Origin of the sequence: Nocardioides albidus (genome assembly GCF_006335005.1) — a bacterium.
GTDB lineage: Bacteria > Actinomycetota > Actinomycetes > Propionibacteriales > Nocardioidaceae > Nocardioides > Nocardioides albidus.
In genome coordinates this window covers 55,865-65,586 of record NZ_VDMP01000016.1, presented here as the reverse complement: position 1 = coordinate 65,586, position 9,722 = coordinate 55,865, and the positions used below count along the sequence as shown (strand labels likewise).

9 protein-coding genes are annotated in these 9,722 nt (G+C 71.5%); 8 read left to right on the top strand and 1 reads right to left on the bottom strand.

Annotated elements, in window-relative coordinates; translation table 11 throughout:
* Positions 1 to 240 precede the first annotated feature (240 nt).
* The gene (locus FHP29_RS03865) at positions 241 to 1,218 is read left to right on the top strand and encodes a type IV toxin-antitoxin system AbiEi family antitoxin domain-containing protein (protein ID WP_139621541.1); all 978 of its coding nucleotides are present in this window, start codon (positions 241 to 243) and stop codon (positions 1,216 to 1,218) included.
* A 121-nt stretch (positions 1,219 to 1,339) separates the two neighbouring features.
* Here FHP29_RS03865 and FHP29_RS03860 read toward each other — a convergent pair whose 3' ends face one another.
* A complete protein-coding gene (locus FHP29_RS03860; RefSeq protein ID WP_139621540.1) occupies positions 1,340 to 1,933 on the bottom strand; it encodes a TetR/AcrR family transcriptional regulator in 594 nt (197 codons plus the stop codon).
* A gap of 50 nt (positions 1,934 to 1,983) precedes the next feature.
* On the opposite strand from FHP29_RS03860, the gene FHP29_RS03855 reads away from it, so the two are divergent.
* The 7 genes from FHP29_RS03855 to hrpA form a co-directional block, all read left to right on the top strand.
* Entirely contained in the window at positions 1,984 to 3,489 is a 1,506-nt protein-coding gene (locus FHP29_RS03855) for a flavin-containing monooxygenase (protein WP_139621539.1), read from the top strand.
* A complete protein-coding gene (locus tag FHP29_RS03850) occupies positions 3,486 to 4,322 on the top strand; it encodes an SDR family NAD(P)-dependent oxidoreductase (RefSeq protein WP_139621538.1) in 837 nt (278 codons plus the stop codon). The genes FHP29_RS03855 and FHP29_RS03850 overlap by 4 nt, the downstream gene beginning before the upstream one ends.
* Positions 4,323 to 4,339: 17 nt before the next feature.
* On the top strand, positions 4,340 to 5,437 hold the full coding sequence (locus FHP29_RS03845) for an FUSC family protein (RefSeq protein ID WP_139621537.1): 1,098 nt from the start codon (positions 4,340 to 4,342) through the stop codon (positions 5,435 to 5,437).
* Positions 5,438 to 5,478: 41 nt separating this feature from the next.
* Positions 5,479 to 5,919, top strand: a complete 441-nt coding sequence (locus tag FHP29_RS03840) for an SRPBCC family protein (protein ID WP_158296459.1) — start codon at positions 5,479 to 5,481, stop codon at positions 5,917 to 5,919.
* 138 nt (positions 5,920 to 6,057) lie between these two features.
* On the top strand, positions 6,058 to 6,570 hold the full coding sequence (locus FHP29_RS03835; RefSeq protein ID WP_139621535.1) for a SigE family RNA polymerase sigma factor: 513 nt from the start codon (positions 6,058 to 6,060) through the stop codon (positions 6,568 to 6,570).
* Positions 6,570 to 7,391, top strand: coding sequence for a hypothetical protein (locus FHP29_RS03830; protein ID WP_139621534.1), 822 nt, complete (start codon positions 6,570 to 6,572; stop codon positions 7,389 to 7,391). Before FHP29_RS03835 ends, FHP29_RS03830 begins: the two co-directional genes overlap by 1 nt.
* Positions 7,392 to 7,452: 61 nt before the next feature.
* The coding region (gene hrpA / locus FHP29_RS22475; RefSeq protein WP_240044290.1) for an ATP-dependent RNA helicase HrpA at positions 7,453 to 9,722 on the top strand (2,270 nt) is incomplete at its 3' end.

Here is a 9,722-nt window from a genome sequence, read left to right as displayed (position 1 = left end):
CCCGCCGAGGTGCCAAGTAAGTACCGCCGAGGTGCCAGGCAAGTACCGCCGAGGTGCCGGACGGGGGCCAGCGAGGTGCCAGATGGGGTACGACGACCCCGACCGATCGGCCCGCCTCACGGGTCACTTCCGTTCCAGGCGGTGACCTCGCCGCGCAGGTCGCCTGTGGATACCGGTCCGTGTCCACAGGTCCGGACGACGCGCCGCCCTGCGACCGCCGACCGGGCGCACCCTGCCGCCATGGAACTCCTCGACAGCGGCGCGCCCTTCACGGCCGCCATGGCCACGTCGGCCGGCATCAGCGCCCGGGCACTCAAGCGGCTCTCCGCGAGCGGTCAGATACGGCAGATTCTGCACGGCGTCTACGTGGCGGTCGGCGTACGTGACACCATCGACCTGCGCGCCCGGGCCGCTCGCCTGGTGCTGCCCGACCACTGCGTCGTCTGCGACGTGTGCGCCGCATGGCTCCACGGGATCGACCTGCTCGACTTCGCCGAGCTCGATGTCGTGCCGGACCTCGATGTGGTCGCCGTCGCCGGACACCAGGCGCCCGAGCGCAAGGGCGTGTTCGGCGGGAAGCGCACGCTCCAGGCCGACGACATCATGGTGATCGACGGGCTGCGGGTCACGACCCCGATCCGTACGGCGTGCGATGTGGCGCGACTACGGGGCAGGCTCCGCGCGATCGCCTGCCTCGACGCCTTCCGCAAGGAGTACGGCATCACCATCGAGGAGCTGCGCGCGATGCTGCCGCGGTACGTCGCCCAGCGGGGCGTGATCCAGCTGCGTGAGCTCATCCCCCTGTCGACCGACCGCGCCGACTCGCAGCCGGAGTCATGGGTGCGGCTGATCATCCACGACGAGCAGCTGCCCATGCCCGAGCCACAGGTGTGGACGCTGCTTCCGGACCTGGGGTGGGTCCGCACGGAGAACGCCTACGCCCACCTGCGGATCGCTGTGGAGTACGACGGCGAGGAGCACCACACCTCCGAGGAGGACCGGGAGCACGATCGAAAGCGCAGGAGGGCGCTGCGGGCGGCCGGCTGGATCATCATCGTCATCCGCAAGGACGACCTGGGCGAGAGAGCCAGGTCGTGGTGGCTGCGGGAGCTCGCCGCCGCCCTCCAGGAGCGGGCGCCCCAGCTCAAGACCAAGCGGATCTACTCCCGCGGTCCCGACGAGCCGTCGTACCACCGCAGGCCGCAGCGCCGTCGCTGAACCCGATCTGGCACCTCGCGGGTCCCGGGTTGGCACCTCGCAGGGTGGGCTTGCCCAGGGCCCGGGTTGGCACCTCGCGGGTCCCGGGTTGGCACCTCGCGGGGCCCGGGTTGGCACCTCGTCAGGGGAGGGTGTCGATGATCGCGGGCAGCGAGGCGGTGATCACCGAGAGCAGGTCCTCGCGGGACAGTCCGGCAGGGGAGTCGCACCAGGTGAGGACGAGGTCCTCGACCATGGCCTGCCAGGCGTGGATGACCAGGCGGACGGCGGGGGTGTCGGGGAAGACGTCGCCGCCGGGGTCGGCGGTGAAGAACCGCTCCGCGAGCGCGGCGAAGGTCGTGTCGTAGATCGCGCGCAGGCTGTCGTTGCCGGCGGTCGCGCCCTTCACCAGGGACCGGTAGCCGGCCTGGTTGGCGACCACGTAGTCGACGTACCCGGTGATCGAGGCGAGCAGGCGCTCGAGCGGCTCGCCCTCAGCCGGGGGAGCGGTGCGGGCGTAGAGGTCGTCCGCGGCGTGCTGGACGACCGCCTCGAAGAAGCCCTGCTTGCCCCCGAAGTAGTGGTACATCAGCCCGCGCGAGACCCCCGCCTCCTCGGCGAGCAGGTCGATGGAGAGCTCGTCGAGCGAGCGGGTCGCGAGCAGGCGGAAGCCGAGGTCGAGCAACTGGGTGCGTCGCTCGTCGGGGGAGAGCCGGGTACGCGTGTTCGCCGTCACGCGAGGGAGTCTATTGACAATTGTTCAATAGCGCCAATAGCGTTCCATCCATGAGCTCTCCCCAGCAGGTCGACCACCTCGTCGTCGGCGCCGGCTTCGCCGGACTCGCCGCGGCGATCAAGCTCGACGAGGCGGGCGAGCGCGACTTCGTGGTCGTCGAGAAGGACAGCGACGTCGGCGGCACCTGGCACGTCAACACCTACCCGGGTGCCGAGTGCGACGTGCCGAGCCAGCTCTACTCCTACTCGTTCGCGCTCAACCCGGACTGGTCGAAGGTCTACTCGCCGCAGGAGGAGATCTGGGCCTACGCCCGCCGGGTCGCCGAGGAGTCGGGCACGCTCGACCGGTTCGTCTTCGACACCGCCGTCCGCGACGCGCGCTGGGACGACGAGGCGCAGCGCTGGATCGTGCGCACCCAGGGCCCCTCCGGCGAGAAGGAGTACGCCGCGCGCACGCTCATCGCCGGCTCCGGCGGACTCTCCGAGCCGCGACTGCCCGAGATCGAGGGCATCGAAGGCTTCCGGGGCGAGATCTTCCACTCGGCCCGGTGGAACCACGACGTCGACCTCACCGGCAAGCGGGTCGCGGTCATCGGCACCGGCGCCTCGGCCATCCAGCTCGTCCCGGAGCTGCAGCAGGTGGTCGGCCACCTGGACGTCTACCAGCGCACGCCGAACTGGATCATCCCGCGCAACGAGCGCTCGTTCACGGGCCTCGAGAAGTCCGTGTTCCAGAGAGTCCCCGGGGCCCAGCGCGCTCTGCGCGCTCTCGTCTACGCCACGCTGGAGTCCCGCGCGCCGGCCTTCACCCGGTTCCCGCAGCTGATGCGTGCCGTCGAGCTGCAGGGCAGGAAGAACATCGCCAAGGGCATCAAGGACCCCGAGCTGCGGGCGAAGGTCACCCCGGACTATCGCGCCGGGTGCAAGCGGATCCTGATCTCCAACAAGTGGTACCCCGCCCTCGCCGCCGACAACGTCGACCTCGTGACCGACCCGATCACCACGATCACCGGCGACGCGATCGTCACCGCCGACGGCGTCGAGCGGCCGATCGACGTGCTCGTCGTCGCCACCGGCTTCTACGTCACCGAGCCGCCCATCGCCCAGCACATCACCGGACGCGAGGGCCGCACGCTGGCCGACGTCTGGGACGTCGGCGGCATGGCGGCCTACAAGGGCACGACGATCCACGGCTTCCCCAACCTGTTCCAGATCGTCGGGCCCAACACGGCGCTCGGCCACTCCAGCATGATCTTCATCATCGAGTCGCAGGTCCGCTACGTCGTCGAGGCGGCCAAGGCGATGCGCCGCGAGGGCCTCACCGCCGTCGAGCCGACCCAGGCGGCGCAGGACGCCTGGACCGCCGAGATCCGTCGCCGGATGCGGCCGACCGTGTGGCAGACCGGGGGCTGCGCGAGCTGGTACCTCGACAAGTTCGGCAACAACACCACCCTCTGGCCGGGCCAGACCTTCACCTTCCGCAAGCACCTCGCGGCGTTCGACATCGACAGGTACGACGTCCGGGTGTCCCACCACCGAGAGGCAGTCCACGCGTGAAGAACCTCAACAACAAGGTCGTCGTCATCACCGGAGCGGGCTCCGGCATCGGTCGCGCCCTCGCGGTGAACCTGGCCGGCAAGGGCGCGCGTCTCGCCCTGTCCGACGTCAACGAGGCCGGGCTCGACGAGACCGCCGCACTCGCCAAGGACGCCGGCTCGCCCGACGTGCACACCGCACGCCTCGACGTCGCCGACAAGGACGCGTTCGCGGCGTACGCCGACGCGGTGGCGCGCCACTTCGGCCAGGTCAACGTCGTCATCAACAACGCGGGCGTGGCCCTCGCCGGCGACGTCACGGACCTCACCTACGGCGACATGGAGTGGATCGTCGGCATCAACTTCTGGGGCGTCGTCTACGGCACCAAGGAGTTCCTGCCCCACCTCATCGCCTCCGGCGACGGCCACGTGGTCAACCTGTCCTCGCTCTTCGGCCTGCTCGCGATGCCCGGCCAGAGCGCCTACAACGCCACCAAGTTCGCGGTTCGCGGATTCACCGAGGCGCTGCGCGAGGAGATGCTCGTCGCCGGCCACAACGTCGGCGTCACCTCGGTGCACCCCGGCGGGATCAAGACGGCGATCGCCCGCAGCGCCCGCGTCTCCGACAAGGAGGACCAGGCGGCCACGGCGAAGCTGTTCGACGAGAAGCTCGCCCGGATGACGCCCGAGCGCGCCGCCGAGATCATCGTCAAGGGCATCGTGAAGAACCAGGCCCGGGTCCTCGTCGGGATCGACGCACACGCGCTGCACAACTTCGCGAAGTTCACCGGCTCGCGCTACGAGGACGTCGTCGCGCTCGTCTCCAAGAGGGTGCTGCCCGCCAAGCCCCTGTAGGTCATAGGGTCTCCCCTGTGGAGGCGGCGACCGACGGGGTGCTCGACCGGATGTGGTCGCGCAGCCGGCTGTCGCTGCGCGGCCGGGTCGAGCGGTGGCGCGACAAGGTCTGGGTGGTCGCGCAGTGCTCGGTCGCGGCCGCCGTCGCCTGGTTCGTCGCCCACGACCTGCTCGGTCACACGCTGCCGTTCTTCGCGCCGATCGCCGCCGTGCTGTGCCTCGGCACGTCCTACGGCCAGCGCCTCCGGCGGGTCGTCGAGGTCATGCTCGGCGTCGCGATCGGCGTGTTCATGGCCGACGTCCTCGTGGCCGGCATCGGGTCGGGCGCCTGGCAGCTCGGCCTCATCGTGTTCCTGTCCATGTCGATCGCGCTGCTCCTCGACGCCGGGATCATGTTCGTCTCCCAGGCGGCCGTCCAGTCGATCGTCGTGACGGTCCTCCTTCCCGGAGCCGGCGGGTCGTTCCTGCGCTGGACCGACGCCGTGATCGGCGGCTGCGTCGCGCTCGTCGCCGCCATGGTCGTCCCGGCGGCGCCGCTGCGGCGGCCGCGGGAGCAGGCCGCCGCCGTCGCCCGCAAGATCGCCGCCCTCCTGCGCGCAGCCTCCGACGTCATGCAGGACGGCGAGGTGACGCCGGCGCTCGAGCTCCTCGCCGACGCCCGGGCGACCGACCGGCTGATCCGCGAGCTCCAGGCCGCGGCGGAGGAGGGCATGTCGGTCATCAACTCCTCGCCGTTCCGGATCCGGCACCGCGAGCCGCTGCGCCGGATGGTCGAGCTGGTCGACCCTCTCGACCGCGCCCTGCGCAGCACGCGTGTGCTCGTGCGCCAGACCACGATCACCGCCTACCGACGGCTGCCGGTCCCGGCGTCGTACATCGGTCTCACCGCTGACCTCGCCGACGCCATCGCCGACGAGCTCCACGCCGACCGGATCGCCGTCGCCGCCCGCGACCGGGTGCTCGCGGTCGGCTCGGCGACCGGCCAGGTCGAGCGCAGCGACATCCTGGCCGCGGAGGCGATCCTCTCGCAGGTGCGGGCGATCGTCGCGGACCTGCTCATGGTCACCGGCATGGGCCAGCTGGAGTCGACCGACGCGCTCCCGCCGCCGCGCTGAGCCTCTCCGCAGATCCTGTGACTCCATGTCACACTTTCGCGGTGAGCAACGTGGTGGAGCAGAGCATCGAGATCCAGGCGCCGATCAGCGCGGTCTTCGAGTACGTCGACGACTTCAGCAAGACCCAGGACTGGATGTACGGACTCACCAAGCTCGAGCCCGTCACCGAGCAGCGTCGCGGCGTCGGCGCCCAGTACGACGGGGTGCTGAAGGTCGGCGTACCCCTCAAGTCCCGCGTCGAGTGCACCGCCTGGGAGCAGGACGCCCTGGTCGAGCTGACCTCGATCAAGGGGATCGAGACCACGCAGCGCTGGACCTTCACCGACCTCGGCGGCGACCGCACCCGGGTCGATGCCTGGATCTCCTTCACGCTCCCCGGCGGCCCGGCCGGCAAGGCGATCGCGAGCGCGGTCAAGCCGGTCGTCGGCATCGCCGTCAAGCACTCGAGCGAGGCCCTGGTCCGCAACGTGGAAGCGCTCTGATCACACGGCGCAGAGCGTCCGTGCGACGTCTCGGACCAGGCGCCGCAGCCATGAAGGAAGAGCTCGCGCCCAACCGATCCGCCGTCCGGTCCGTCAACATGACGACAACGCCGGACGGGCAGGAGCAGGGTGGGCAGCATGCGGGACGACGAGTTCGCGGCGTACGTCGAGCAACGACGGCCGCAGTTGTTCCGCGCGGCCTGGCTGCTCTGCGCTGACCCGCACCGCGCCGAGGACGTCGTCCAGGCCGCGCTGACCCGCCTCTACGTCGCCTGGCCGCGGGTGCGTCGCGCCGACTCGGTCGACGCCTACGTGCGTCGCGCGGTCGTGAACGCGCACCTCGACGAGGGCCGCCGGCCGTGGCGCCGGGAGACGGCTGCGGGCGAGCGGCTGCCCGACGTACCCGTTCCTGCGGCGACGTCCGCGCTCGAGGAACGCGACGCTCTCTGGACCGCGCTGCGTGCGCTCCCTCCCGGCCAGCGTCGGGTGGTCGTGCTGCGGCACTGGTGGGGGTTGAGCGTCGAGGAGACCGCCGCCGATCTCGGGATCAGCCCCGGCACGGTCAAGAGCCAGACGTCCGCGGCCCTCGCGGCGCTGCGCACGGCGTTGTCCGACGAGCCGACCGACGAGCTGACCAGGGAGGTCCCGTGATGGACGACGAGCTGCTCACCCGCTGCCTGCACGACCTGACCGACGGGGCGCCGGTGCCGGCGACCGCCACGGACGAGGACGTACGTCGCGGGCGGACCCGGCTGCGCCGCCGCCGTACCGCGGTCGTCGCCGGGGCTGCCGGTGCGGTCGCCACGACCCTGGTCTGCGTGGCGCTCGTGGGGTCCGGGCAGGGCGGTCCCGACGGCCGGTCAGGTCGCGGTGACGTCGCGGTCGACCCGAGCCCGGCGCCGACCCCCGCGCCCACGCCGATCGCGACGCCGCAGGGCCGGACCTGCCTGCCGACGACCGAGCGGATGCGCCCGGACCCGGCGATCTCCCGGGTGGTGAGGGGATACCGCGAGATCCTCGCCGAGCGGCTCGACCCGCAGGGCGCACACCTGGACCGGTGGCAGGTGACCCGGTCGGTGCAGAGCTCGACGAGCCAGTCGGGATGTCCGGAGGGGTCGGGCTGGACGGCCGCCCTCGGCACCAAGGTCGGCTGGCGCGTCGCCGGCGAGTCGGGCCAGGGTGTGGTGCGGGTGTTCGTGGTCGCGCCCGGCCGCTGGCCGGACTCGAGCATCGTCGCCTCCTACGAGACCTGGCAGGACCGTCCTGTGTCCCTCCCCGGTGTGGTCTCCGCCGAGGTGGCCGAGCACGACGGCGGGACGGCGGTCGTCGTGCACCGCTCCGACGGGTTCACCGTCGAGATCGACGCGAACACGCTCTTCGGCAACAACTCGGTCACCCCGGTCAGCGGTCTCGACGTCACGGTCGAGCAGCTCCTCGCCGCGGCCGCGGACCCGCGGTTCACGCTGCCCTGACGTCACCCCGCGGCGAATCCGGTTGGGTCTGCGGGCGCAGACACGGGACAATGGGCCCGCTGTGAAGATCTCCTATCCGCCCGACCTCCCGGTCAGCGCCCGACGCGACGACATCGCCGCCGCGATCCGCGACCACCAGGTCGTGATCGTCGCCGGCGAGACCGGCTCGGGCAAGACCACCCAGCTGCCGAAGATCTGCCTCGAGCTGGGTCGTGGGGCCGCGGGCGAGGACGGGCGTCCGCGGATGATCGGGCACACCCAGCCGCGGCGGATCGCGGCGCGCTCGGTGGCCGAGCGGATCGCCTCGGAGCTCGGGACCGAGCTCGGCGACCTGGTGGGCTACCAGGTCCGGTTCACCGACAGGACCTCGAAGCAGAGCCGGGTCAAGCTGATGACCGACGGCATCCTGCTGGCCGAGCTCCAGCGCGACCGGATGCTGCGCCGCTACGACACGATCATCATCGACGAGGCCCACGAGCGCAGCCTCAACATCGACTTCCTGCTCGGCTACCTGCGCCAGCTGCTCCCGAAGCGGCCCGACCTCAAGGTCATCATCACCTCGGCGACCATCGACGTCGAGCGGTTCGCCGACCACTTCGACGCCCCCGTCGTCGAGGTCTCCGGGCGCACCTACCCGGTGGAGATCCGCTACCGGCCGCTGATCTCGACCGGCTCGACCGGCTCGACGGGCGGAGGCGACGACGTCGACGAGGAGGGCGAGTCGATCGTCCGGGACCAGACCGAGGCGATCGTCGACGCCGTCAAGGAGCTCTCGGCCGAGGGACCCGGCGACGTCCTGGTCTTCCTGCCGGGCGAGCGGGAGATCCGTGACACCGCCGAGGCGCTCGCGCCGCTGGCCGACGGCATCCGGGGGGTCGACGTCCTGCCCCTCTTCTCACGCCTCTCCGCCGCCGAGCAGCACCGCGTCTTCGCGCCCGCCAACGGATCGCGGCGCCGCGTGGTGCTGGCGACCAACGTCGCCGAGACCTCGCTCACCGTCCCCGGCATCCGGTACGTCGTCGACACGGGCGTGGCCCGCATCTCCCGCTACTCCGCGCGCACCAAGGTCCAGCGCCTGCCGATCGAGCCGATCAGCCAGGCGTCCGCCAACCAGCGCTCCGGGCGGTGCGGTCGCGTCGCGGCGGGCATCGCGATCCGGCTCTACTCCGAGGAGGACTTCGAGTCCCGCCCGGAGTTCACCGACCCGGAGATCCTGCGCACCAACCTCGCCTCGGTCATCCTCCAGATGACCTCGCTGGGGCTGGGCGACATCGCGCGCTTCCCGTTCGTGGAGCCGCCGGACCGCCGCAACGTGCAGGCCGGGGTGCAGCTGCTCGAGGAGCTCGGCGCGGTCTCGACGGGCTCGACCCCCGGGAGGAACGGCGACCTGACGAAGATCGGGCGCCGCCTCGCCCGGCTCCCGATCGACCCGCGCCTGGGCCGGATGCTGCTCGAGGCCGAGCGCCTCGGCTGCGTGCGCGACGTGCTGGTGATCGTGGCGGCGCTGTCGCTCCAGGACCCCCGCGAGCGGCCGGGCGCCGACCGCTCCGCGGAGCAGGCGCAGGCCGACCAGCTGCACGCCCGGTTCAAGGCGGAGCGCTCGGACTTCCTCACCTGGCTCAACCTCTGGAGCCACCTGCGCGAGCAGCAGAAGGAGCTCTCGGGCAGCGCGTTCCGCCGCATGTGCAAGCGCGAGTTCCTCAACTACCTGCGGGTGCGCGAGTGGCAGGAGTTCGTCGCCCAGCTGCGCCAGGTGACCAAGGAGATGGGCGTCCGGCTCGAGGCACCGGGCGGCGAGCCCGACGCGGACGGCATCCATCAGGCGCTGCTCTCCGGTCTCCTGTCCCACATCGGCCTGCTGGAGGAGCGCGAGAAGCCCAAGCCGGGGTCCCGACAGGCTCGACCAGCGGCCGGAGCCCGACGCCCCGGGCCACGCGAGTACCTCGGTGCCCGCGGGGCGAGGTTCGCGATCTTCCCGGGCAGCGGCCTGGCCCGGAAGAACCCACCGTTCCTGATGGCCGGCGAGCTCGTCGAGACCGGCCGGCTCTGGGCCCGACAGAACGCCGAGATCCGGCCGGAGTGGGCCGAGCGGCTCGGCGCCCACCTGGTGAAGCGGTCGTACTCCGAGCCGCACTGGTCGCGCAAGCGCCAGGCGGTGATGGCGCAGGAGCGGGTGACCCTGTACGGCGTACCGCTCGCCACGGACCGCCCCGTCAACTTCGGCCGGATCGACCCCGACCTCTCCCGCGAGCTGTTCATCCGGCACGCCCTCGTCTACGGCGAGTGGGAGACCCGGCACCACTTCCTGCGCGACAACAAGCGTCTGCTCGA

Coding starts and splice junctions, on each gene's coding strand:
- FHP29_RS03855 (WP_139621539.1), top strand. CDS start 1,984: ATGAGCTCTCCCCAGCAGGTCGACCACCTCGTCGTCGGCGCCGGCTTC.
- FHP29_RS03865 (WP_139621541.1), top strand. CDS start 241: ATGGAACTCCTCGACAGCGGCGCGCCCTTCACGGCCGCCATGGCCACG.
- FHP29_RS03835 (WP_139621535.1), top strand. CDS start 6,058: ATGCGGGACGACGAGTTCGCGGCGTACGTCGAGCAACGACGGCCGCAG.
- FHP29_RS03830 (WP_139621534.1), top strand. CDS start 6,570: ATGGACGACGAGCTGCTCACCCGCTGCCTGCACGACCTGACCGACGGG.